21 protein-coding genes and 1 pseudogene are annotated in these 24,184 nt (G+C 41.3%); 3 read left to right on the top strand and 19 right to left on the bottom strand.

The genetic code is table 11. The features are described 5' to 3' along the window. Positions 1-288: 288 nt before the first annotated feature. From HMPREF3208_RS04995 to HMPREF3208_RS04980, 4 genes and pseudogenes are all read right to left on the bottom strand, one after another. Entirely contained in the window at positions 289-663 is a 375-nt protein-coding gene (locus tag HMPREF3208_RS04995; RefSeq protein WP_230953102.1) for an integrase, read from the bottom strand. Between the two features lie 164 nt (positions 664-827). Beyond that, positions 828-1,007 carry a hypothetical protein gene (locus HMPREF3208_RS04990; protein ID WP_004104935.1) on the bottom strand — a complete coding sequence of 60 codons (180 nt, stop codon included), beginning with the start codon at positions 1,005-1,007 and terminating at the stop codon, positions 828-830. 530 nt (positions 1,008-1,537) lie between these two features. Then, positions 1,538-2,029, bottom strand: coding sequence for an NUDIX hydrolase (locus HMPREF3208_RS04985; protein ID WP_004136327.1), 492 nt, complete (start codon positions 2,027-2,029; stop codon positions 1,538-1,540). A gap of 64 nt (positions 2,030-2,093) precedes the next feature. After that, a pseudogene (locus HMPREF3208_RS04980) lies at positions 2,094-2,412 on the bottom strand (hypothetical protein); the annotation flags it as partial. Between the two features lie 129 nt (positions 2,413-2,541). On the opposite strand from HMPREF3208_RS04980, the gene HMPREF3208_RS04975 reads away from it, so the two are divergent. Beyond that, positions 2,542-3,345: a sulfite exporter TauE/SafE family protein gene (locus HMPREF3208_RS04975; protein WP_155639974.1), complete on the top strand. Its 804-nt coding sequence runs from the start codon at positions 2,542-2,544 to the stop codon at positions 3,343-3,345. Positions 3,346-3,875: 530 nt separating this feature from the next. On the opposite strand, the gene HMPREF3208_RS04970 is transcribed toward HMPREF3208_RS04975, so the two are convergent. Further along, on the bottom strand, positions 3,876-4,487 hold the full coding sequence (locus HMPREF3208_RS04970; RefSeq protein WP_004573936.1) for a CadD family cadmium resistance transporter: 612 nt from the start codon (positions 4,485-4,487) through the stop codon (positions 3,876-3,878). Positions 4,488-4,837: 350 nt separating this feature from the next. Then, positions 4,838-5,122 carry a hypothetical protein gene (locus HMPREF3208_RS04965; RefSeq protein ID WP_064347485.1) on the bottom strand — a complete coding sequence of 95 codons (285 nt, stop codon included), beginning with the start codon at positions 5,120-5,122 and terminating at the stop codon, positions 4,838-4,840. Between the two features lie 179 nt (positions 5,123-5,301). Here HMPREF3208_RS04965 and HMPREF3208_RS04960 point away from each other — a divergent pair, with 179 nt between their 5' ends. Further along, on the top strand, positions 5,302-6,873 hold the full coding sequence (locus HMPREF3208_RS04960) for a glycosyltransferase (protein ID WP_230953100.1): 1,572 nt from the start codon (positions 5,302-5,304) through the stop codon (positions 6,871-6,873). Positions 6,874-7,219: 346 nt separating this feature from the next. Here the strand turns inward: HMPREF3208_RS04960 and HMPREF3208_RS04955 are convergent, their stop codons facing one another. The 9 genes from HMPREF3208_RS04955 to HMPREF3208_RS04915 form a co-directional block, all read right to left on the bottom strand. Further along, positions 7,220-8,629 carry a class I SAM-dependent RNA methyltransferase gene (locus tag HMPREF3208_RS04955; RefSeq protein WP_064347483.1) on the bottom strand — a complete coding sequence of 470 codons (1,410 nt, stop codon included), beginning with the start codon at positions 8,627-8,629 and terminating at the stop codon, positions 7,220-7,222. A 105-nt stretch (positions 8,630-8,734) separates the two neighbouring features. After that, a complete protein-coding gene (locus HMPREF3208_RS04950; protein WP_155237213.1) occupies positions 8,735-9,478 on the bottom strand; it encodes a DUF3159 domain-containing protein in 744 nt (247 codons plus the stop codon). 144 nt (positions 9,479-9,622) lie between these two features. Beyond that, positions 9,623-10,384, bottom strand: coding sequence for a DUF3710 domain-containing protein (locus tag HMPREF3208_RS04945; RefSeq protein ID WP_064347481.1), 762 nt, complete (start codon positions 10,382-10,384; stop codon positions 9,623-9,625). A 159-nt stretch (positions 10,385-10,543) separates the two neighbouring features. Beyond that, positions 10,544-11,410, bottom strand: a complete 867-nt coding sequence (locus HMPREF3208_RS04940) for an exodeoxyribonuclease III (protein ID WP_064347492.1) — start codon at positions 11,408-11,410, stop codon at positions 10,544-10,546. Between the two features lie 135 nt (positions 11,411-11,545). Then, on the bottom strand, positions 11,546-13,573 hold the full coding sequence (locus tag HMPREF3208_RS04935) for a dipeptide ABC transporter ATP-binding protein (RefSeq protein ID WP_016637425.1): 2,028 nt from the start codon (positions 13,571-13,573) through the stop codon (positions 11,546-11,548). Positions 13,574-13,597: 24 nt separating this feature from the next. Next, positions 13,598-14,575 carry an ABC transporter permease gene (locus HMPREF3208_RS04930; RefSeq protein WP_016637424.1) on the bottom strand — a complete coding sequence of 326 codons (978 nt, stop codon included), beginning with the start codon at positions 14,573-14,575 and terminating at the stop codon, positions 13,598-13,600. A gap of 14 nt (positions 14,576-14,589) precedes the next feature. Further along, on the bottom strand, positions 14,590-15,516 hold the full coding sequence (locus HMPREF3208_RS04925) for an ABC transporter permease (protein WP_016637423.1): 927 nt from the start codon (positions 15,514-15,516) through the stop codon (positions 14,590-14,592). A 201-nt stretch (positions 15,517-15,717) separates the two neighbouring features. Further along, entirely contained in the window at positions 15,718-17,355 is a 1,638-nt protein-coding gene (locus HMPREF3208_RS04920; protein WP_064347479.1) for a peptide ABC transporter substrate-binding protein, read from the bottom strand. A 389-nt stretch (positions 17,356-17,744) separates the two neighbouring features. Beyond that, on the bottom strand, positions 17,745-18,713 hold the full coding sequence (locus tag HMPREF3208_RS04915) for a tyrosine recombinase XerC (RefSeq protein WP_016637420.1): 969 nt from the start codon (positions 18,711-18,713) through the stop codon (positions 17,745-17,747). Positions 18,714-18,799: 86 nt separating this feature from the next. Here HMPREF3208_RS04915 and HMPREF3208_RS04910 point away from each other — a divergent pair, with 86 nt between their 5' ends. After that, a complete protein-coding gene (locus tag HMPREF3208_RS04910) occupies positions 18,800-19,090 on the top strand; it encodes a DUF6725 family protein (RefSeq protein WP_016637419.1) in 291 nt (96 codons plus the stop codon). Positions 19,091-19,125: 35 nt separating this feature from the next. Here the strand turns inward: HMPREF3208_RS04910 and HMPREF3208_RS04905 are convergent, their stop codons facing one another. From HMPREF3208_RS04905 to typA, 4 genes are all read right to left on the bottom strand, one after another. Beyond that, positions 19,126-20,211, bottom strand: a complete 1,086-nt coding sequence (locus HMPREF3208_RS04905; protein ID WP_016637418.1) for a prephenate dehydrogenase — start codon at positions 20,209-20,211, stop codon at positions 19,126-19,128. Further along, positions 20,205-21,203, bottom strand: a complete 999-nt coding sequence (locus HMPREF3208_RS04900; protein WP_016637417.1) for a prephenate dehydratase — start codon at positions 21,201-21,203, stop codon at positions 20,205-20,207. Before HMPREF3208_RS04900 ends, HMPREF3208_RS04905 begins: the two co-directional genes overlap by 7 nt. Positions 21,204-21,284: 81 nt before the next feature. Further along, positions 21,285-21,701, bottom strand: coding sequence for a hypothetical protein (locus HMPREF3208_RS04895; protein ID WP_032814699.1), 417 nt, complete (start codon positions 21,699-21,701; stop codon positions 21,285-21,287). A gap of 64 nt (positions 21,702-21,765) precedes the next feature. Beyond that, entirely contained in the window at positions 21,766-23,691 is a 1,926-nt protein-coding gene (gene typA, locus HMPREF3208_RS04890; protein WP_016637415.1) for a translational GTPase TypA, read from the bottom strand. Positions 23,692-24,184: the final 493 nt, after the last annotated feature.

Raw genomic sequence — 24,184 nt, 5'->3', positions numbered from 1 at the left:
GCGTACGCAACTTTTCTGTTTTTTACGTTGTCTTGGGCGACACTATGGAAGTGCGCAGACTTCTATACTCAAAACGAAATATTGACGCACTACTGGAATAACTATTCCTAATAACTATCATTATTATGCTAACGATTATTAAAAAAGCTATCGTTAAAAGGTTTAAGATTGGCTTAATAGCTTGATTTTTGAGTATAAAAACAGCCTAGAGAGGATTCACCACCTAGGCTGACTTTTGTAACATTTCAAATGCTAACATTCTTTTGGCTTTTACGATGCCCTTTCAATTTACGATGCCCTTTCAATATCCACACTAATCTCTGATTTAAAAGTTATACTGAACCTGTCCTCGTAAACTTTTATTTTCTTGATGTACTTTCTTACCAGCTTCTCGTCATACTCACTAATATCGTGACGCTCACTTTTCAGAAAATCTTCCATTTCTCTGATTCGTCTTTTAGCATCTTCTTGACCTGCTTTTTCTATAAGAAGCTGCTGTTTCTTAACTTTAAGCTCATCAATCTCGTTGGCAGTTTTCGTGTAGTCTTTTTTAGCTTTAAGCAAGGTTAGTAGTATCGCTTGTTTATCTGCGATTTTTTTATCAACCGTTTCAAGCTCACTTAAGTTGTTGCCCGCGATAATTTCTCTAATATTATTCTTCAACGTATCCAATACTTCATCCGATTACCCTAACCGATCACCGGCTAAACAGGACGGACATTGAGCCTGACTTTAAGATTCATAAAAAGAAGTGGCTATTACTGACAGAGATCAGTAATAGCCACCCAACGTGAGATATTCAACTATTGACTTGAACCAAACAAAATTCAATCAGTCTTTCGAAGTACAGTCTTAAGCGAGATCACTGTGACACCAATAACAAAAGAGGTAAAACCAATTCTAATAGCAAGTGTGCCATCCCATATTAAGGCAACCAGCATCGCGATTAAGGCAACCGTCAAGCCGAACATCGCCACTTCACGGCAAAAACGAACGAGCTTGTCCATTATCCTTAAACACCTCCTCGTACACATACTAATAATCAGGCCTCATTTTAACTCTTAAGCTATATTTTACCACTTCACACCCTGGGTGCAAAGTGGCGAATCGACTTGCATGGGCGCTTTGACAGAGCTTGAAATTGCATAACGCATTTCAAGCTCCTTCAAAGCGTGATTTGGCTCAAATGTAAAGTCCAGTGGACTTTATGTGCCAAATCAGCCGAACGGCTACTAATAGCCGTGCGTTCCGACCTGCCTTTTCGCTTAGAGCGTAGCGCGAAAAGGTAATTCGGAGCGCTGAGCCGCTCAAGGCAGAAGCACTGCTTCTGCGCGGCGAAGACGTGAGCGCGCTTAGACCGCGCGAACGACATGACCTGCCTTTTCACTTAAAGCGTAGCGCGAAAAAGCACCCCAATTCGCTGAGCTTGCTCAAAGTTGAAAGCACACTGTGCTTTCAACGCAAGCGAAGTACGTTAACATCCTGTGCACTCAACCCTAGAGCGTAGACATATTCCCTCAAACAGCCAAACTTGAATTTATATATCTACTGTTTTAATAAGTTTGATTGCCCTTGATGATACTAACTCGTCTTGGCTCATTTCCAAAAGGCTCTTTTTATCTACCCACTTATAATTAACCGTTTCTCCTTTTTGAAGAGCAATTGCATTTTTCTTACAATCGGTTACGCATAGATATTCAACATAAAGAGAGTGGTAAACATCCTGCACAAATCTTCCGATCTCCATAATTTTTGAAGCTTCAATACCTGTTTCTTCTTTTAATTCTCTTACTGCACATTCTAATGGTGTTTCATATTGCAATGCAGAACCACCTGCTGTCAACTCCCACATTCCACCGAATTTCTTTTCAAAATCTCTTTGCATAATAAGGTAAGTACCATCTATATGTTTAACAATTACTTCGCCCACCAAATGATACATGCCGTCAGGAATTGGTTCTCCTCTCACTAATGTAATATTCTTTAATTTATTAAATTCTTTATCATACGCATCCCAAATCTCAGCCATAAAACCCTCCATAAGGCCTGATTGTCAATTTCATTAAATATGAATTTTATCTTTCTCCAGTGGATACAAAGCCATTGTTCACTTCTACATAAAGCTCACCAATCTCAATATCCGTGATGAGCACTTGATTAGAATCAGATTCAACCTCACAAACTTCCACATCATGTGGCAAACTCACAACAATTTCAGGCATACCCTGAGTAAACCACCTCAGCCAATTCGAAGCTGAAACTTTTTTAGTTTGAATAAGCCTTATAACATTTTGCGCTTCCTCAACCCTCAATATATCTTGTTCACAGTTAAAAACTCACACCAAAGGTATCAGCACGTTTCACCGTTAAACGAACATCTTTCGTCTCTGCGATAAACTTCTTATTATCCATTACTTACGTTAATTAGATAAATAAATACATAAATTACAATTGAACTAGTATAGAAACATTCTATTTTTCATATAATATAGTAAAAGTAGTGAATAAAGTACGAGGAGGTGTTTTGTGAAGAAAAGATATATGTTGAGAAATATTTTTAAAACCAAATATAATTTCCATAATATTGTTTTAATCGTTTTCATTGGACTATTAGCAGGTTTCTTATCAGGATTGTTCGGTGTAGGTGGAGGAATGGTGATAGTTCCTGCATTAACTGTTTTTATGAAATTTGATCAGCGTCATGCTACTGCTACTTCTCTTGTTGCCATAATTATAACGTCGCTTTGTGGAAGCATTGTTTACGGTTTAAACGGCAAAGTGTCATTTTTATCAGCATTTTTTCTAATAATAGGTTCAGTTTTCGGATCACAAATTGGGGTATATTTTTCACATATTTTGCCTAAAAAAATATTTCCTTGGTGTTTTACACTTTTTGTATTACTAGTTATATGTTCTAGTCAAGTTTGGATTCCGCTAAGAAATGTAGATTTTAATGTTAGTTTTTTAAAAGCTATATGTCTTATATTTATAGGCGTTGTTTCTGGTATTTTTTCAGGTATTTTAGGCGTTGGTGGCGGAGGAATTATAGTGCCATGCGTGCAACTTTTGCTCGGCATGGGAGACCTTATGGCAAGAGGAACTGCTTTGCTTGTCACGCTTCCTACAGCTATAAGTGGTAGTGTTGCTAATGCTCGTTACCATTATACTCATTTTACTGAAGGAATTATTATCGGTATTTTTGCGACATTTACTGTAAACTTAGGCGCAATAATTGCGCGCAGTATTTCACCTTTTATATGCAATATATTGTTTTGTATTTTTTTGTTCAGTGTATGCTTACAAATGATATTAAAAACAGGTATTTTAGCTAAGAATAAGCATTAAATATGTAAAGTCTTTGACTTTTATTTATTTGAAAAAATAGTTTTGAATATAAAAAGTGGGGCTTAGATTTAAGCCCCACGATATAGGAGAATGTTATAAAGTAACTTTTTACAATTATGCCATTTGAGTAACATCTCTTTTTGCTTGTATAAATTTTATTATCATGTTTTTTGCATGATAAATAATTACACAAACTATACTGTATATCCTCACTTCACAGGGTGGGTGCAAAGTGTGTGCACTTTTTAACGTTAACATCCTGTGCACTCGACCCTAGAGCGTTGATATCTTCCCTCACACAGCCAAACTGCACTCAAAAATCGCAAGAACCCAGCCTAAAGCAGCCACACGCTAAACCTTTTAACGATAGCCCTCACTAAGCCTTGCTACACAAGGACTAAAATGCACCCACCTAATCAGCCTCCTGCATCAGATAGTACGATCAAGCGCCATGATGGTGGAGAAGCACCACTTATTTTTCTCGTTTGAGTTTGAACATAAAAATAACAGATAAAGGGAAGGAAATGAATTTACACCACTTTTAGGACTTGACCTATGAAATAATTAATAGTTCCATTTTCAATCAATATATAGAGACCGAGTCCAATAAACACGACAGGTACAATTACTTTTTCGTACTTTTCCACAGTCTCTCCGATAGCAGAAATTGAGGCGAGATTTTGAGATAATTTGCATAGAATCAAAATCCCTAAGGCAAATATTACTAAACTTATACCAATCTCAATCAAACTCTTTCCTGTAAAATAGGGGATATAAATTCCTAAATTATCTCCACCCATTGCCACTGTTAAACTTGTAAATGCTAAGATTTTTGATCCATTTCCGGTAATTTTCCCCTCGATATCTTCTTCATCAATATCTTCGTCCACAAAAATTGCTCTTATACCAAGACCTAGCGGAATTAGACCAAGGAGTCCGATAATCCAATCTTGTGGAATAAAATTTAAAAAGTAAGCGGCAATAAGACTAGCCAGTACAAGCAGTCCTGTACCTAAATACTGCCCTACATAAATTGATTTCAAACCTTTCTTTCCTTGACTAGCGAATAAAATAGTCAAAACAACTAAGTAGTCAATGGATGTAGAAACAAAAACTAATAAAGCGGATACTATTGTTTCCATTATTCCTCCTTTCAAAATGTTTAATTTTTTAGACAAGGGGGTGCAAAGTGTGTGCACTTTTTAATGTTAACATCCTGTGCACTCGACCCCAGAGCGTAGACATGTTCCCTCATACAGCCAAACTGCGCTCAAAAATCACGAGAACCCAGCTTAAAGCCGCCACGCATTAAACCTTTTAACGATAGCCCTCGCAAACCCCTGCTACACAAGGGCAAAAATACACCCACCTATTAAGCCCTTGACATCAATACGACACTCTCGACGTGAGGTTGTTAGGCTATTTTCAGAAATTGGTCTAACCCTTTAGTTTTTCCTGTATTACTACGGTTATCACTGCTTTGCTTTTTCAGTTATTTCAATTCTCGATTAGGCAATTTTCCAGTTCTCAAAGCGACAGTAACAAACTCAACCTCTTGCAAGCACTTCTCGCAAAGTTCATAACCCTCATTAAAGTTCACTCTTGACTTAAATGTGCTAGCAATGAATTCGCATGGTGAGGCGATCCTTTCAACTACACCGCACCGTTCGCACTCAGCATACACATTCCCATCCTTAATCGGAATAAACATGCCACGGTCTTTCTCATTTCCCATGACACTAACATCTTCGAAATCATCAAATTTTACATAGAGCATATACGGCTTCCTCCTTTATTGGTATGTCTATATACGCTCTAACACCAGATAATATCAAGTTTTATTATTAGCTACTCTACCTGTATTTATATCTACCAGGTTTTTACAAGCAAAACCTATTTTTTAGCAAACGCATAAAAACGTACGAAAAAACGTCTCCCCCCCCTAGACTTTTTCCCATGTTAAAGAGAGCATCACTATACGTAACTATTCTCATAACATGGTTACTACTATTCTTAATCTTTACACCATTCGCTATTAGAGAATACGTTTTTTCTGGAACAAGAAACACTACGCTAGATATTCTCATAGCATTAAACGCAATCTTCATAATCTACTTCTGGCTAAACGGCACTAAAGATATCATCTACGTACTATGGTTCTACCTGCATAAAAAATCCATTACACAATACGTTCAAAAAGTCTCTTGCATGCCAATACCAGCAAACAAGCGTATCGTAATGCTCTACTGTACTTGCAACGATTTTGAAGGCGACTCACTCACTCAATGCTTAAAACAAAAGTACGCCGGATCAGTCAAAACAGTCATCCTCGATGATTCTAGTGACCCTAATTACAAAAACAAGGTAGACGAATATGCTAAAGAACATAATGTAGAAGTAGTACGCCGCGAAAATAGAAAAGGATTCAAAGCGGGAAATCTCAACAACTATTTACACGGACGAACCGACTACGATTACTTTGTTATTCTCGACAGTGATGAAATCATACCTCCAGATTTTATTATTCGATGCTTACAATACTTCCAATACTTTAAAAACGCTGGAATCGTACAATGCAATCACGTAGCAACACGTAACATTAACCGCTTTATGCACCTACTACACATTGGAGTGAACAGCCACTGGCCTGTGTACCAAACAATGAAACATCACTATGGTTTCATGTCTCTACTAGGACATGGCGCGATGGTAAGCCGCGAATGCTACGAAGCAGTAGATGGATTACCAGAAGTTGTTGCTGAAGACTTATGCTTATCAATTGAAGCACGCAGCAAAGGATACTATGTTGCTTTCGCACCGAACATAACATGCGAGGAACAATATCCGATTGACTATCTAGCTTTTAAGAAACGACATAGTAAATGGACTCAAGGTAATTTCGAGTTCATGAAATGCTACACTAAACGCATTTTTACATCTAAAATGCGATGGTTTGAAAAACTAGATATTTTCTTATTCACCTACAACCTACCATTAACATCACTTTTCACATGCTATGTAGCGATGAATATCATATTCTTCCCAGCGCTGCACTACGATTTACATTATCCAGCATGGCTACTTTTACCAACCTTAATATTCTTCATGGCACCTATGCTAAACGACGTATTCTTCTGGCTTGGTAAAGTATCGCTCAAACATTTACTACTCTACATGCTTTTTACTTTCTGCTTGTACGGTTCCATGCTTTACGTGTCAATGAAATCATCATTCCTAGCACTTACAGGAAGAAAAGCCATATTTGTTGTAACACCAAAAACAACGCAACATATTACGCTAGTTGAATCATTACGAATGAACGTTCAAGAAATAATATTCTCAATAGTTCTTATCACTCTCTCATGCGCATTCAAAGGCGGAATACTACCAGTCATTCTCATAGTAGCACCAACGCTTTTCAGCATATATTTAACAATGTACTCGAACTCTAAAAAACCTATCGATACTCCACACCATGTTAGAAACAATTACAAAACAAGAAGACCACTCGCACACGCATACAGGTGATATAAACCCACAAAAAATAACAGGCATTACAGAAAATGGTAAAAAGACGAAATTAAGGCAACAACTCTACACACAGAAAGCAACAGTTTCAGAGTTCAGAAGGAAAAGTTTCATTGTATCCAAGAGTTAAGAAACTAGAACCAACCTTCACCACCCTGGGTGCAAAGTGTGTGCACTTTTTAACGTTAACATCCTGTGCACTCGACCCTAGAGCGTTGATATCTTCCCTCATACAGCCAAACTGCGCTCAAAAATCGCGAGAACACAGCTTAAAGCCATCGCATACTAAACCTTTTAACGATAGACCTCGCTAAACCCTGCTACACAAAGGCAAAAATGCACCCACCTAATCAGCCTTTGACATCAATACGACAGTCTCGACGTGATGAGTGTTGGGATATATATCGAACGCGCGCAAAGACTGAACGCTGTAGCCAAGCTCCTTAAACGTGCCAACATCGCGAGCAAGACTAGTAGGATCGCAAGCAACATACACAACAGCTCTTGCCCCAGACTTCGCAATCTGCTTACAAACTTGAGCTTTAGCACCAGCGCGCGGAGGATCCAATACAACAACATCTGGATGCGCAAATCGGCGCACAATCTTAGATGATTTACTCGCCTTAAACACCTGCGATTCAAGCGTTTGCGCAACATCACCTTCAAGCGCTTCAACAACATCCCTGCCAAGACCTGCGCGCCCAATGTTTCGCCTTGCATTCTTTACAGCAATCGGCGCACCCTCAATGCTAAGCACGCGAGCTGGCTCTGCAGCACCAAAAGCGCCAGCAGCACCAGAAGAATCTCCGCCAATATTAGCCAAAGTCGCAAGCGGAATCGTAAACAAACCTGATCCAGAATACAAATCCCACAAAACCGTATTCCTGCTACGCCCACCAAGCGCAGAACGAACTAATCCCAAAACGTAGTTCACCAAATGCTCTGGAGCTGCGCGATGAATCTGCCAAAAACCGCGCGCGTCAACATCGTAATCAAAAGTACGCGCACGCGATGAATCACCATCAACCGCAACGCGCACGCGCTCTCGCAACAAAGCCGATCCTGCAACCAACTCATCATTTACTATAAGCGCATAATTTTCGCCAATCGCACTAAGGAGCGCAGACTTATCATTAAAATCTAAACCATCAACCCGAGGCTCTGGAACAGCAAGGCGAATTTGCGAATTTGGATCAAACTTGCGATTCCACAAGTCCAAAGAATCCGCAACAGCCAAAACCGCGCGCGATGCAAGCGGCATAGTATCAATCGCAATGCGATCATGCGACTCGCGCTTTCGCATAGACAATCGCCCTTCATCATCCGCCACCAACTCCATACGCGTACGCCAATTAAATCCGTTAAGCTCCTCGTCCCCTGGAATGCGCTCAACACTAACATCGCTTTCCGCAACATCCATATGCGCTAAACGTTGGAATTGATTAGCAATTACGGAAGCCTTCCAACGAATCTGACCAGGCAAAGAAACGTGAATTAAATCCACTCCCCCAACTCCGCCGCCCTGAGCCAAAGGACCAGCGAGCTTCCAGCGAGGCTCCACACGATCCGCGCTAGGCTCCAAAACTTCCACAACTTCGCCAGTGAAAAAGTGCGCTTTTGCACGCATCGGCTCATCCATACGCACAACAACCAGCTCACCAGGCAACGCAAATCGCACGAATACAACGCGTCCGTCAAGATGACCTACGCATCTTCCTTGATCCGCATATCTCTCGATTCGCATCGTCACTTGCATAAACTACCCCTTATTTTTGCGTTTTGTTAAGATGATTTTCTAACACTGATTCTCTAACGCTGATTTTTGTTAAGCTGATTTTACTTCACTTGAATTTACATTGTTTTAATCTTCGTCAATCTGCTTTTCTTCATGATAATTGTCTTCGCGATTTTTATGATGAAGACGCATAAACGGCGTTGCAATAATCAAGTAAGAAACCCAAATTGCCAGCGCCCAGAACGGCAATCCCATAAGCAATCGAACTGTGCCAAGCCACACAACGTGATTCGTCAAATATAATGGCACTTGCAAAACGAGCCTCAGCGCAAAAACACCAATCCACAATCCAGTAACATACATGTATGCACGCTTAAGTGGCCTGTAATCAAGCCATTCGTGCAGCCACGAGCCAAAATTTTCCGTAGGCATTTTGCGAATTGACTCAATCACAAGACCTAAAGCAGGCACGCGAACAATCAGCGAAATAGCAAGAAGCGCACCGTATACAGCATTTGTAATAAAGCCCATCATGTAGTAGTCGCGCGCTTGATGACTCGTCCACACCCAAATAAGGCAGATTCCTACGGAAACCAATCCGCTTAATGCACCCATCAACGACTGCTTTTGAATAAGGCGCGCCACAACTTGCAAAACTGCAAGAGCTGCCGACGCAATAACTGTTGTTTGCACATTTCGTGTTACAACAAAACAAATAACAAACAGCAAGCCTGGCAGCATGGATTCGATTACGCCTCGAACACCGCCTATGGAATCAATCACAGAAAATGTCTTACTGTCGGATCCTATGGAAGCTAAAGACGCTAATCCTGAACGTTTTTTGTTTTGCCTAGAATTGTTATCTCGCATCCCTTGGAGCGATTTTTGTGTTTCTTCAGACAATTCCTGAGACTCCATTGCTTCCTGCGAACCCATACACTTACTTTCTGCTACTGGCAAATAATAGCTTTTGTTTTTATTATTTTCCCGTTTACTATCAGCTATTTACTTTGCTTATCTAACCTCAGAAAACATTGGTCCTCGAGTAAGCGTAGTTTTTACTTCCACCTGCTGATCATACCCCAATGGTTTATCTTCCTTCTGCAAGATATCGTTTTCTTCTCCTTGAGATACACCATCTTCTTCATTCTGGTTGTTCCCAATGCGACTTGCTGCTTCTTTTTCTTCTCGAGTTAAAGGATCATGCATAGGAATTAAATCACGAGGCACAAGAGGCTCTTCACCGCGGTTTACTACAATCCCCTTAAACCATTCCTCCAATTGTTTTGCTTCATTATTATTTTCTGCAAGCTCTGTTGCTGCAGGACCAGAAAATACGCCGCGAAGCATCCATCGAGGACCATCAACTCCTACAATACGAGTTGTAATACTCTTTCCTCCAACTTTTACTGGAAGCAAAAGTTCAGTACCAAATTCACCTTGTGCAGTGCAAGCTTGAATATTACCGTCAAGTAAATCTTTACATACATCCTGCCAAATACCAGTTGTCTTAGGTGCTGCAAATGCTTCAACTTCTACACTCGACGAACCGTACGTTACAGTCATCCCAAGAACTTGCCCTGTCTCACGCTGCTTTTTTACACGTAATTCAATACCTTGGAAATATGGAATATATATTGAACCAAAATCAAGATAGTCGCTGAAATCTGGCGCATTATCATCATTGAAATCCCATGGACCAGTTTTTACTTCTTCGACTTCATCTGAAACTTTTGAAGATTCTACCTTCTTATGTTGGCCAAATAACCAGCCCATTATTCCTCATTTCTTCAAACAACAAATCTACAATAACACGCTTGCTACTTGTTATGGCAACTTGCCTAACTCCACCAGAATACCACAAGCAAAGCACTGAAAATCTGCATATGCGTAAATGCGACTACTTTAACTATTACAACCTATGTAGATTGATAATCATATGGAATACTTTATAGACAAAGGCGCATGATCGGACCATCTTGTCTCATAGCTTGGCGCACGATCAATCACAAAACCACAAGCGCTTTCTGCAATTTCTGGCGTTGCAAACTGATAGTCTAATCTCCAGCCAACGTTATTGTCGAAGGCTTTGCCACGCTGACTCCACCAAGTGTATGGACCTTGAATGTCACCTGCAAGCATGCGCATAACGTCCACAAATTCATACTCGTTAATCCAGCGGTCAATATACGCGCGTTCCTCCGGCAAAAATCCTGCACTTTTTTCATTTGCTTTAGCGTTTTTAATATCTAACGGCGTATGCGCAATATTAAAATCACCGCACAAAATCGCTTGATTTCCGCCACTTGCAGCAATATCTCTAAGCTCGCCCAAGCGAATAAGCATTGTGTCTAAGAAGCGGAATTTTTGCTGCATTTTTTGCGGATCGTCCACGTTTCCAGCGTGAACATACACTGAAGCAATAGTAATTTCATACCCTTCAGGGGTACGGACGTCAGTTTCAACCCATCGCCCAGAATCAACATCTTCACTTAAACCCGGCAAACCGTAACGCTTTTCAACTACAGGAAGAGAGGTGACTAAAGCTACACCGGCTCGACCTTTTATGCGGCAAACTTCGTTTGCATAAGTAAAATTATCGTTTTCTACAGGATTTGCGATATTTTCAGACGCGCGATATCCCATTTCAATTTTTGTCATAATTGGGTCGATTGCATCCTGCGGAGCGCGCACTTCTTGCATACACCACACGTCAGGAGTGTGAGAATCGGACCAGTCAAGCATCCCCTTACGCTCGGCCGCACGAATACCATTTAAGTTTGAAGTAGTAATTGTAATCATATAATCCACTCTAATATGCGCGTTACACAAAACAAATATAAGGTGCAAGGTCGCATAAACCCCGCACCTTATATTATGAGATTCGATTAACACAAATATTATGAGATCACGTTATTCTCACTTAATCAAAATGCATTAATCCAAGCCAAGCTCCAAGTTTCCACCAGGAATGGCGTCGAGCAAGTCACGCGTGTACGCCTTCTGAGGATGTTCAAATACCTCGTCGGTTGTAGCATGCTCAACAAGTTTTCCGTGTTGCATAACAACAACCTCATCAGCAATCTGACGAACCACAGCCAAATCGTGCGTAATGAACAAGTAGCTCAAGCCGCGTTCTGCCTGCAAATCGTTAAGCAAGTGCAAAACCTGATCTTGCACAAGCACATCCAAAGCAGACACAGCTTCATCACAAACAATGACATCAGGATTTAAAGCCATAGCACGTGCAATAGCAATGCGCTGACGCTGACCACCAGAAAGCTCGTTTGGGAAACGAGTCATAACAGAGGCAGGCATACGAACCATGTCCAAAAGCTCACGCACACGATTTTGTCTACTCTTTTTATCACCAATCTTATGAATTCGCAAAGGTTCTTCAATAGAACGATAAATCGAATACATTGGGTCCAAAGAACCGTAAGGATTTTGGAATACTGGCTGTACGTGACGGCGGAAATCAAGCAAATCCGCACCCTTGAAATCAGCAATATTCTTACCTTCGTAAGTAACTGTTCCACTTGTTGGATTAAGCAAACGCAAAACCATATTTGCAACAGTAGACTTACCGGAACCTGATTCACCTACGATTGCCAATGTTGTTCCACGCTTAATAGAGAATGAAACGTCATCAACAGCTTTGAAAAGCTCCTTCTTGCGCGGAAGCTTAAACTCGCGAGTTAAGTGATCGACTGTAATAATATGCTCGCTCTTTTCAAGAGTTTGCTCACCTACTACGTGATGTTCAAGCAAATTATCCGCGTTACCACCATGCTCCTTAACGGAAATGATTCGTTGAGAAGCAAGGCTTGGAGCGGCAGCAACAAGTCGCTTAGTATAAGGATGCTGAGGATGCTGCAAAACGTCCAAAGATGGACCTGATTCCACTACACGACCCTTATACATAACAACAACGTGCTGTGCGCGAGCTGCAGCCAAACCTAAATCGTGTGTAATAAACAGCACAGAAGTTCCAAGCGAATCGGTAAGAGTATGCAAATGGTCGAGAATACGCTTTTGCACAGTGACGTCGAGTGCAGAAGTTGGCTCATCTGCAATCAGCAAATCTGGACGGCAAGCCAAGCCAATAGCAATCAATGCGCGCTGACGCATACCACCAGAAAACTCATGCGGGAATTGACGTGCACGAGTTGCAGCATCAGGCAAACCAGCTTCGTCAAGCAAGCCAGCGATACGATCTTCAACACTTGCACCAACAACATACTTTTTGGCAATTTCCCAAGCTTTGTCGTCGTTTACACCGTATTTGATTAAATCATCTGCAACGCGCCAGCGAGTTTCGGAGCCTGGAACCCATTCTTTTTTGTAGTAATCCATAGCTTCGTTGAACTTTTCAACATTATGTTGATTATCAAGCCCAACTTCTGCCAACTCTTTTGTGGCAGCGTCCATCAATTCCGGTAATTCTTGAGAACCAAGGAATGTTTCATCCTCATTGCCTTTTACTTGAACCGCATCTCCTGCAAGAGCTTCTGCAAGAGCAGAACGCTTCTCGTGACTTACGTCTACACCATTTGCAAGCAGTGCTTCCTTAACCTGCGTACCAATACGCCACACAGGGTTCAAATTACTCATAGGATCCTGCGGAACTAAGCCCATTGCCGTACCGCGCAAAGCAGCAAACTCTTTTGGTTTCAAGTTGCTAATTTCTTGACCCTTAAGTTTAATGGAACCACCAGTAACGTGCCCTGTTCCAGGAAGTAATCCCAAAACAGCCATTGCAGAAGTGGACTTACCAGAACCAGACTCACCTACAATTGCAACCCACTGACCAGGATAGACGCTAAAACTTGCGTCTCGAACAGCGTGAACAGCTTTCTTGGAATCTGTAGTGAAATCAACCTGAAGATTTTTCACTTCAAGCAATGGACCTTGCTCTCGTTGCATAGCGAGAGCGTCTACATTTTTGTGCGTTGTCATGCTCATAGTTACTATTCCTCCACGCTAACTTCACGCCTTACGGCTCTTTGGATCCAACGCATCCTTTACAGCATCGCCCATCATAATGAAAGCGAGAACGGTAATAGCAAGTGCAAAAGACGGGTAGAACAATACTTCTGGACTGTTATTGAAGTACCTACTGTAAGTAGCAATATCTCCACCCCAGCTCACAGTAGTAGTTGGCAAGCCAATACCCAAGAAGCTTAATGTTGCTTCTAACACAATGTAGGAACCAAGCGAAGTTGTTCCGACGACAATGATTGGAGCCAACGAATTTGGGATGATATGTCGGAAAAGATTACGTATAGGTCGCGATCCTAAGGCTGTAGAAGCTGTGTTAAACTCTAGATTCTTTGATTCCATAACAGCACTTCGTGCTATTCGAGCAACACTTACCCAGCCAAATAGAACCATAACTAGAATTATCTTCCACATTGATTTTGTGGTTCTAAACATTTGAAGAACAACTATAGCGCCAAGCAACATAGGCAAGGCTAGGAAGATATCGGTAATGCGGCTAAGTACAGCATCAACCCAGCCTCCGAAGAAGCCAGCAATTGCACCAATTAAAGAACCAACTAAAACAACCAAAACTGTAGCAATGATACCGATTGTTACAGAAGTACGAGTGCCATATATTACTCGAGCGTAAATATCGCATCCCTGCTTATCGAATCCAAGAGGATGACCAGAAGAACTTGGCATCAAAGAGTTATTGAGTACGCAATACATAGGATCTTGCTTAACAAGCAATCCTGGGAATAATGCAATAAAGAAAATTGCAATAATCAATATTGCGGAAATAATAAACAAAGGATTTCGTCTCAAAGTACGCCAAGCATCAGCCCACATGCTCGTAGCAGGAGCAGACTCGTCAACGGAATCAACTTCTTGTAAAGGAGTATCGTCCAAAGGCGCAACGTAACGTTCCTGTCCTGGAAGAGCAATATCTGCAGCAGTCAAATTTTCCTCAACTTTTTCTTGCATAATTATGCTTCTCCTTACGCGTAACGAATTCGCGGATCAAGAGCCGCGTACAAGATATCAACAAGTAAATTACTGACTACGAAAATCAGCATAAGCAAGGTAACTACAGAAACTACCAGGTTGCTTTCACCCTTCAAAATACCTTGATAAGTAAGGAAGCCAATACCATGAATATTAAATATTGTTTCTGTAATCATAGCGCCGCCCATAAGAGCGCCCAAATCCTGACCTAGGAACGTTACCACTGGAATTAAAGAATTCCTAAGAATGTGTCGAAGAATAACCGCGCTTTCTTTTAAGCCTTTAGCGCGAGCAGTTCTCACATAATCAAGTGCAATATTTGATGAAACTTCAGATCTTGTAAGTCGAATTACATATGCCATAGATACAGATCCAAGAACCATTGCCGGAGTGAGCATATCTAAGAATCCAGGATCATTACTTACATTAGGAGGAAGGATATGCCACTTAATACCAAGCAAATATTGCATAGCATAACCAGTTACGAAGGTTGGTACAGAAATAAGAAGCAGCGAAACAACAAGAATTACGCTGTCGTACCATTTACCTTTTTTAAGACCAGAAATAATACCAAAAGTTACACCAAACAAAGCTTCAAACGCGAATGCCATAATAGCAAGCTGAATGGTTACAGGGAATGCGCGCGAAATTTCGTCAATAACAGGCTGACCTGCAAATGTTTGGCCGAAATCAAGAGTAAGCGCATTCTTTAAGAAGAGTAAATATTGAATAATAAATGGTTTATCTAGATTATAATTAGCTCGTATTTGTGCTGCGACAGCAGGATTAACTGGTTTATCACCGAACATTGCAGTTACCGGATCGCCCGGCAAAGCAAATACTAAAGCATAAACCAATAACGTTGTGCCGAGAACAACAGGAATCATCTGCAAAATTCGACGCAGAATGTACTTACCCATCGACTTCTCCTTGGATTGTTAACAATTACTCGCAAAAACAACAAAGTGCCACTCCAGTTAGAAGAAATTTTTAATTAATTCTTTCAACTGGAGCAGCAATTTCGCTATGCGCGATATTAAATTATTGAGAGGTGATATCAGAATTAATTCTTCTGAATATCATGAAATCAATCTATACAACTCCATATAAAGTTTTAAATCTTACTTATGAAGCTGATAGTACAGTGGCATGTTCTGCCAATCCATTACGAATCCCTTCAAATTGTGATTCATAACAGCCTTAGCATTCATGTAAAGCAGTGGTACGGATGGAAGATCTTCAAGAAGGGTTTCGCCAGCTTGATGATAAAGCTTAGTTGCTTCGCTTGCATCGGAAGATGCAGTAGCCTTGGTAAGCAATTCATCAAACTTTGAATTCTTGTAATCGCCATCATTAGAACCGTTGCCATCAGCTGCAACAGAAGCGAACTGCTGAGTCAAGTAGTTTTCTGGGCTTGGGTAATCTGGCATCCAGCCTGCACGCCATGCGCCCTTGACCTTACGCTTGGTGCATGCATCGCGGAACTCCTGGAAAGTTGGGATTGGCGTGGTTTCTGCCTTAACACCCAAATTGTTCTTCACATAGTTCACAACAGCATCGAACACAGACTTAGCAACAGCGTTATCAGCATTGTAGGTGAAGGTAAGAGGACCATCATACTTGGAAAGAGCATCTGCCTTAGCCCACAATTCCTTAGCCTTCTTTGCATCGAACTTCAAATGCTCGCTACCCTTCAAATGAGGATCGTAGCCTGGGGTCTTTGGAGAAGTAAAGTCGTTAGCAGGAGCAGCAGTCTTGTTCAACACCTTTTCAGCAATTGCCTTACGGTCGATAGACATAGAAACTGCCTGACGACGCAAGCGGCCTTCTTCGGTAGTCACATCGAAGTGTGGTAAGTTGGAAGCAATGGTGAACTGAAGAATTACGGAACCAGGCTTGTTGTAAGCAGTGATTGTGCTATCAGTCTGGAAGTTGCTGGTTTCAGTATCTGGAATGTTATCGGTCATATCGAGGTTGCCGGACTGTACGTCACGGTAAGCAGCATTACCATCGGTGTAAATCTTGAAGGTAACACCATCATTCTGAGCCTTACGAGGACCTTCGTAAGCTGGGTTCTTTACAACCTCAATTTGCCTATTGTGATCCCAAGACTTGAACAAGTATGGACCGGAGGAAACAGGCTTTTCGCCATAAGCCTTTGGATCTTTGTAGAAGGATTCTGGAAGTGGAGCGAACGCCAAGTAACCAACCTTAATCGGGAACACAGAATCTGGCTGCTTCAAATCAACAGTAAAGGTGTTTTTATCAACAACCTTCAAACCGGAAAGCTGTTCATCACCCTTCAAGCCTTCCTTCTGCAATTCGTCATAACCCTTAATAGTCTGGAAGAAGGAAGCGCACTTCTGTGCATTCTTAGCGTTAGCAACAAAGCTCCAAGCCTTGGTGAAGCTTTCAGCGGTAACAGGAGTGCCATCGCTGAACTTCTTACCTTCCTTAAGCTTAACAGTGTACTGAGTAGCATCAGCGTTTGCAGTAACGCTCTTAGCATCCTCATTTACTGGGTTACCCTTTTCATCAAAAGTAACCAATGTGGAATTGACTAACATAGCAGGGCGTGCACCAGCGTTTTCGTTAATGTTGCCAGGCACTAATTCATTCTGTGGCTCAGAGTTATTGACAGTAATAATAACTTTTCCACCATTTGTCTGCGCAGTCTTTGAAGCAGAGGAGCCGCAGCCACCCAGTAACATGGCCAGCGAGCAGGCCGCAGCAGCAAAAGCTAAAGCCTTATTCTTCATATTTATTCTCCTAACGTCTGGTAGGCAGGATGCTATATCAATACAAAAAAGCCAAGTCATGAGCTCAAAGCATAAAACCTACCTATCCATATTGTCAGATAGATTTCTTCAAGCCAATGACAGGGCTTCTTCGTTGATTAAAATTCAATAGTACGTATTTTTGCAAACATTGCAAGAGCGTAGCTAAATCAGAAAATTTACTGTTTATTACCAATAAAACATCCATTAAAATGATATTATCAAAAATAAAAGCAAAATTTTTACTATTTTATCAATAATTTTTACTGTTTTTTACTAATTTGCATATATTACATATATGTAAATTATGTAATATATTTTGTAAAGGCTTTGTTAATTGCCTAACGTCTGAGCATTTAAAATACCTTGGATTAAGCACGCGGAAAAGCTTGAGAATACTTACATTTTAAAGATTCAATAGAAACATGAGTGTAGCGCTGAGTAGTATTAAGCGATGAATGACCTAATAGTTCTTGCACTTCGCGTAAATCTGCTCCTCCATTCAGCATATGTGTAGCAGCACTATGACGCAGTGCATGAGGAGAAATATCCGGAATATGCGCACTTTTAGCCTCGTCATGCACGATCTGTCTTACCAAACGCTGATCAATACGCTTTCCGCGAGCGCCAAGAAATACCGCCTCTTCAACAGAATTTCGCAATAAAATTTCTCGTCCATCTTTAGAAATCCAAGCAGATAAAGCTTTATAAGCAGGAATCCCAAACGGCACAATACGTTGTTTATTTCCTTTACCAGTAACTTTCACTGTATGCACATCAAAATTTACATCCTGAATATTTAAGCCTGTAAGTTCTCCTACGCGCATACCAGTTGCATATAAAAGTTCCAACATTGCAGCATCTCGCAGCTGAATCGCCTTCCGTTTACTAGAACATGAGGATTCATTCTTAACATGATTGTCAACACTATTCATCAACACTTCCGCTTGCGCTTCATCTAAAACAGTCGGCAGCATATTCATAATTTTCGGAGTCATGAGAATTTCTGCAGGATCACTACTTATAAGACCAACATGCTGGCACCATGCAAAAAATCCACGTACTGCAACAACTTTTCTAGCTAAGCTTGAGCGCGCATGATTGTAAGAAGTATTCGCCATCCAAGAACGCAAATCATCCGTAGTAAGCTGCGCAATATTATTAAATCCGTGCCGATTACACCATGCTAAACATTGCAAAATATCACTGGCATAAGCTTTCTGCGTGCGCTCACCCAAGCCCTTATTCGCACGAACATAATCAACATAATCATCTATTAAACTCATATATTCAGAAGGTAAGCCTAAGAAATTTTCAGAAACAGATTTATTGTTGATCATGCTTAACTCACCCTTCCATAAAAGTTTAAAACAAAACGTTTGCCATATACTTCAGTCACATGCATAATACAACAAGGAGCTTGTTTATGAACACACGTATAAAATCAACTACACTACCGCAACAAATACCTGCAGGCGCGCGCATAGTAGTAAGAACATACACAATTATAGAAGACAATAACGATGGTACACAAAAAATCGAGTACCATGATGCGATTGGACACGTACTCGAGTGGGATGGGATAATACTTCACTTACTTCGAGATCCTGCAGCAAACGGCACTAGAGCTGCCGAAGAAATGTTCATTGATGCCAACACTATTTACCGATTAAAACCAATTCCAGAACGCAAATTCCAAAAGGCACTCAAAATATAGACCTTAAAACTCGCCACATTAATACATAACGTGCATTACACATTGCTCAGGGAAGCATTTGAGCGCAATAGTAGTTGCGAAGATTCGTTGGTATTAAATCCGGAGATTTCAACAATAGACTCACCTAAACGAGCAGAATCCAGCAAATCTTTCTGCCAATCATTTCTGGAATCATACTTCCATAATCTGCTATTTACATCATCATTTTGATTCGTATGAGTTTTAGACTGGTTGCGCTGCTGGTATTTGTATTCTCGCCACGATTGAGCTTTAGCAAAAAACTCTTGCTCATTATCGTCAGCAGCTTGCGCATCTTGATCCAGCATATCCGCAGCAAAAGTTAGCTCAGAAATTACAGAACGCAATAATTTCGCAGTATTATGCCGATTTTCGCTTACCATTGCGCGCGTGCGTTGAGGATCTGTAAGAGCAACGCGAGTCATATCTCGCCAAGAGCCTGCAGATAGTTGTAAAGCAATAGCACGATTAGGCTGATCACATAATACATTTGCAAGAGAAGTCGCAACAACGTGAGGCATATGAGAAATAAGAGCTGCAGCATTATCATGCGTTGCATCGTCTAAAACTATTGCACGATTCCCACAAAGAGCAACAATCATTCGTAAAACATTTGCTACACGCCAAAACTCCGTACTGTTATTAACAGTTAATGCCCACAAAGCGTTTTCTAAAAGTTCTGCACTTGCAGCTTTCCAACCAGTAAATTCACTACCCGCCATAGGGTGCGCGCCAACGTAGCAATCTTGCAAACCTGCGTCTCTTACTTGCTCTCTAACTAAAGTTTTTACACTGCCAACATCGCTAATAGTTGTGCAAGATTTGTCAATATAAGGCGCAATTCCATGCAAAATACTTGGCATAGCAGCCAAAGCATTGCATAAAATCAACACATCTGGGCGAAGTTTTGCTAAATCTTGCACTTTTTCTACGCAAGTAATTCCTAAATTTTCAGCTTCTTCGTATGGATTATGATGACGATTCCACGCATAAACGCTACATTCAGGCAATTTTGCAAGTCTTTTTGCAAGAGATCCACCAATAAGACCAAGACCTACAATACCAACAGAAAAATTTTGCGAAAATTCAGCGTTTTCTACCATAATAATTCTCTTTCTGCCTGCATTACGTTCAAATTGCGCAAAGCATCAACTGAAGGTTCAATGCACACTCCTCCATTTGGCAGCATCCACTCGCTCATTACTGGATTATCACGCACACTCGAAGGATATACTGCTAAAACTCGAACCCAATCTCCATGCTCAACAACCTCTTGAATCATATCTTTACACATAGAATCCCAAGGAGCAGAATCAACAGTTGCAATAAAACTGTATAAACCATCCTGCCCTTTAATTGGCCTAGACATAAAAGAAGTCATATTAAGACCATGATCGCGCACAACGTCAAGCAAATTTGCTAACACGCCAGCGCCCGTGCAACGCGGAATAAAAGCAATAATTGATGAAAATGATGAAAAGTTTTCGCGCTGAATATTAACAAAATCTGAAGCCTCATCTCGAGGAGCTAATACTAAAAACTCTGTGCGAGCGCCAGAAAAATCTTCAACACCCTCGCTCACAATATGCCTATTATACAAATCCGCACAAATTTTAGGACCTAAAGCAACCTCACCAGGAAGTAAATCCCTACAAGCAGCAGCGTTTGACGAAGACGTTTTCTCTTTTAAACCATGCGCTTGAGCAAACTTACGGCATTGTGCCAACGCATGCGGGTGAGCAACAATTGTAGAACAGTTATCGATTGAATCTGATTTGCAAATAACGGCATCAAAACTAATATTAACGCCTACGCGAGCAATGCCAACCATATTTTTTGCACCAATGAGTAAATCTAAGTTCGGTATTACCACGCCTTCAATATTGTTTTCCCAAGCAATAACACCCCAATTATTGTGTTCTTCAATCTCATAAGCAATATCACTAATACGTTCACACGCAGTTGGCGTAATTTGTAAAGTATTCCAAAGCTGACACTGTTGCTGAACTTTCAAGGCTGCTTGATGAGTAAAAGAACCTTGAGGTCCTAAATAACATAATTTAAGTTCGCTTAAATTGTTCACACAAGCATTCATTATTATTCCTTAATAAGTTTCATCCGATAATGCTATTCTTGCACAAACATACAGCAAACTCACCCGTAAACTAACTTACGTTTATTGAGCACCAGAAATAACAAAGAATTTTTGAGGCATACAAAGCAAAACTACGTGAGCAACAAGAACGCCATAAAGCCACAAATATCCCACATATTGCGCACACCATGGCAATGGGATAGTGAAGCCAACAGGAACAAGCACAGCACTGCCGATAAAACCTAAAGCAAGAATCCAAGCAACCACAGTAAAAAGTATTGCATGAACAAATAAACCCAACCAACCACTACGAGAACGGGCACACCATGCAGAAAGCAAAAGTAACATAATCGCAATAGCAAAACCGTAAGGCATATTGTACATTGCTCCTGCACGATGCACAAAAGTGCCAATAAGTGCACATAATACGGCAGAAACACACGTGGTCGCACACCTACCCCACCAAGGTAAGCGATGCGACCACGGTTTTGCTGACATCATAAACCTAACGTTTCGTATTAATACAGCGATGTTGCGTAATAGTAAGTAATACTAGAAATTATCACGCAGCATTGTTGTTCTGACGGCGTTGCTTTGCACGCCACTTATACCATTCGTCACGGCTTAAAATAATCTTGCGCACGCGAATTGCTTCAGGAGTTACCTCTACGCACTCATCTTCGTTAGCAAAGTCAAGAGACTCTTCCAAGCTCATCTTGATTGGCGGAGTTAAAGTTTCGAGAACATCAGCGGTTGAAGAACGCATGTTCGTCATATGCTTAGCAAGCGTAATATTTACATCCAACTCGTCTGGCTTATTGTTAATACCAACGATTTGGCCTTCGTAAACTGGGCTTTGTGGATCAACGAAGAACACACCGCGAGCCTGCAAACGCTGCATAGCGTAAGGAGTTGCAACACCCTTACGATCGCAAACCATAGAACCGTTCTGGCGAGTCACAATCTGACCAGCCCATGGAGCATAACCGGCGGAAATAGAGCTTGCAATACCAGTTCCACGAGTAGCAGAAAGCAAAGCTGTACGGAAACCGATAAGACCACGAGAAGGAACAGTAAATTGCAAACGAACCCAACCGGAACCATGGTTACTCATAGAATCCATGCGACCCTTGCGATCAGCCATAAGCTGAGTGACGGTACCCATGTACTCTTCTGGAACGTCAATAGTTGTGCTTTCCATAGGCTCATTAATTTGACCATCAATAGTCTTGGTAACAACCTGAGGACGACCAACCGTAAGCTCGTAGCCTTCGCGGCGCATCTGCTCAGCCAAAACAGCCAAAGCAAGCTCGCCACGACCTTGAACTTCCCAAGCGTCTGGACGCTCAGTTGGAAGAACCTTAATAGAAACGTTACCAATAAGCTCACGATCCAAACGATCCTTAATCATGCGAGCAGTAAGCTTATGATCTTTGCCTTCAGTTCCAGCAAGAGGAGAATCGTTTACGCCGAAAGTCATGGAAATTGCAGGATCGTCAACGTGAATTAATGGAAGTGGCTTTGGATCGTTCTGATCAACAATCGTTTCACCAATCATAATGTCGTTGACGCCAGCAACAGCCACAATATCGCCAGGACCTGCAGAAGCTACAGGAGTACGCTCCAAACCTTGCGTGCGAAGAAGCTCAGAAACACGGAAGTTTTCAATAGAACCATCTACGCGGGAAAGACCGTAGGTCTTACCCTTTTCCAAAATGCCGTTATAGATACGCACCAAACCAAGACGACCCAAGAAGTCAGAGGAATCAATGTTTGCAACATGAGCCTGAAGAGGAGCACCTTCTTCGTATTCTGGAGCTGGAATGTTGGAAATAATAGAATCAAACAGTGGTTCCAAATTGTCGTTATCTGGCAAACCACCATTTTCTGGCTGATTTACAGAAGCATAGCCGGCTTTAGCAGCGCAATAAATTACTGGCAAATCAAGCAAAGCATCGAGATCAAGATCAATGCCTTCCTCAACAACATCTTGAGCCAAACCAAGAAGCAAATCTGTTGATTCACCAACAACTTCTTCAATGCGAGCATCTGGACGATCTACTTTGTTTACGCACAAAATAACAGGAAGCTTAGCTTCCAAAGCCTTACGGAGCACAAAACGAGTCTGCGGAAGAGGGCCTTCAGAAGCATCAACAAGCAGAACAACGCCGTCAACCATAGAAATACCGCGCTCAACCTCACCGCCGAAGTCGGCGTGGCCAGGTGTATCAATCACGTTAATAGTAATGCCTTCTGGATGACCGTATTTTTCAGCCAACGGACCGGTATATTGCACAGCCGTGTTCTTAGCAAGAATAGTAATGCCCTTTTCGCGTTCCAAATCATTGGAATCCATAACGCGATCAGGAACTTCTTCACGCTCAGAAAATACGTGCGACTGCTGAAGCATGGCGTTTACCAAAGTGGTCTTACCGTGGTCTACGTGCGCCACAATTGCCACATTTCTAATATCACCGCGAACAGTCATCACAAACCTCTTCCATTCTTCGCGTTTAAGTAATTATTTACAAGCAACTATCTTAAAGCTGAAGCCAATCAAATAGCTGCAATACGTTATTGGCAAAACCAAAACCGGCAAACTGCCAAACCTCACCGATTTTACTCGCGAGCTAAGACAGCATTACAAGAACACACTGAGTAAGAAGCTTTGCAGTAATGCTTTGCTAACGCTGCGTCGGAAGCTTTGCAGTAATGCTCTGCTGACGTTGCTTCTGTAGCTTTGCAGTCATACTCTGCTAACGTTGATTCTGTAGCTTTGCAGTCATGCTTTGCTAACGTTGAGTACTTGTTGATTCATGGAACTTTAACAGTATTGCTCTGCTGACTTTGAGTACTTATTGCCTAGAGAACGCTAACATTATTGCTGCTGCACACACCACACCAAACGCACCTACCACGCACCCACCCGAAGCTTAATTTTTCGACTTTAGTTGCACTGAGTAAACCACGCACTTACGCAA

It is taken from the genome of Gardnerella vaginalis (genome assembly GCF_001546485.1).
Classification (GTDB): Bacteria; Actinomycetota; Actinomycetes; order Actinomycetales; family Bifidobacteriaceae; genus Bifidobacterium; species Bifidobacterium vaginale_D.
Note: the sequence above shows the minus strand (reverse complement) of the source record. Positions and strands in the feature narration are given on the sequence as shown.

Bases quoted from the DNA above. Each gene is read 5' to 3' on its own strand.
- HMPREF3208_RS04920 (WP_064347479.1), bottom strand. From the start codon at position 17,355: ATGAAGAATAAGGCTTTAGCTTTTGCTGCTGCGGCCTGCTCGCTGGCC.
- HMPREF3208_RS04970 (WP_004573936.1), bottom strand. From the start codon at position 4,487: ATGGAAACAATAGTATCCGCTTTATTAGTTTTTGTTTCTACATCCATT.
- HMPREF3208_RS04915 (WP_016637420.1), bottom strand. From the start codon at position 18,713: ATGATCAACAATAAATCTGTTTCTGAAAATTTCTTAGGCTTACCTTCT.
- HMPREF3208_RS04910 (WP_016637419.1), top strand. From the start codon at position 18,800: ATGAACACACGTATAAAATCAACTACACTACCGCAACAAATACCTGCA.
- HMPREF3208_RS04930 (WP_016637424.1), bottom strand. From the start codon at position 14,575: ATGCAAGAAAAAGTTGAGGAAAATTTGACTGCTGCAGATATTGCTCTT.
- HMPREF3208_RS04990 (WP_004104935.1), bottom strand. From the start codon at position 1,007: ATGGACAAGCTCGTTCGTTTTTGCCGTGAAGTGGCGATGTTCGGCTTG.
- HMPREF3208_RS04905 (WP_016637418.1), bottom strand. From the start codon at position 20,211: ATGGTAGAAAACGCTGAATTTTCGCAAAATTTTTCTGTTGGTATTGTA.
- HMPREF3208_RS04955 (WP_064347483.1), bottom strand. From the start codon at position 8,629: ATGCAAGTGACGATGCGAATCGAGAGATATGCGGATCAAGGAAGATGC.
- HMPREF3208_RS04950 (WP_155237213.1), bottom strand. From the start codon at position 9,478: ATGCGAGATAACAATTCTAGGCAAAACAAAAAACGTTCAGGATTAGCG.
- HMPREF3208_RS04960 (WP_230953100.1), top strand. From the start codon at position 5,302: ATGTTAAAGAGAGCATCACTATACGTAACTATTCTCATAACATGGTTA.
- HMPREF3208_RS04945 (WP_064347481.1), bottom strand. From the start codon at position 10,384: ATGGGCTGGTTATTTGGCCAACATAAGAAGGTAGAATCTTCAAAAGTT.
- HMPREF3208_RS04985 (WP_004136327.1), bottom strand. From the start codon at position 2,029: ATGGCTGAGATTTGGGATGCGTATGATAAAGAATTTAATAAATTAAAG.
- HMPREF3208_RS04940 (WP_064347492.1), bottom strand. From the start codon at position 11,410: ATGATTACAATTACTACTTCAAACTTAAATGGTATTCGTGCGGCCGAG.
- HMPREF3208_RS04975 (WP_155639974.1), top strand. From the start codon at position 2,542: ATGTTGAGAAATATTTTTAAAACCAAATATAATTTCCATAATATTGTT.
- HMPREF3208_RS04900 (WP_016637417.1), bottom strand. From the start codon at position 21,203: ATGAATGCTTGTGTGAACAATTTAAGCGAACTTAAATTATGTTATTTA.
- HMPREF3208_RS04965 (WP_064347485.1), bottom strand. From the start codon at position 5,122: ATGCTCTATGTAAAATTTGATGATTTCGAAGATGTTAGTGTCATGGGA.
- HMPREF3208_RS04935 (WP_016637425.1), bottom strand. From the start codon at position 13,573: ATGAGCATGACAACGCACAAAAATGTAGACGCTCTCGCTATGCAACGA.
- HMPREF3208_RS04895 (WP_032814699.1), bottom strand. From the start codon at position 21,701: ATGTCAGCAAAACCGTGGTCGCATCGCTTACCTTGGTGGGGTAGGTGT.
- HMPREF3208_RS04925 (WP_016637423.1), bottom strand. From the start codon at position 15,516: ATGGGTAAGTACATTCTGCGTCGAATTTTGCAGATGATTCCTGTTGTT.
- typA (WP_016637415.1), bottom strand. From the start codon at position 23,691: ATGACTGTTCGCGGTGATATTAGAAATGTGGCAATTGTGGCGCACGTA.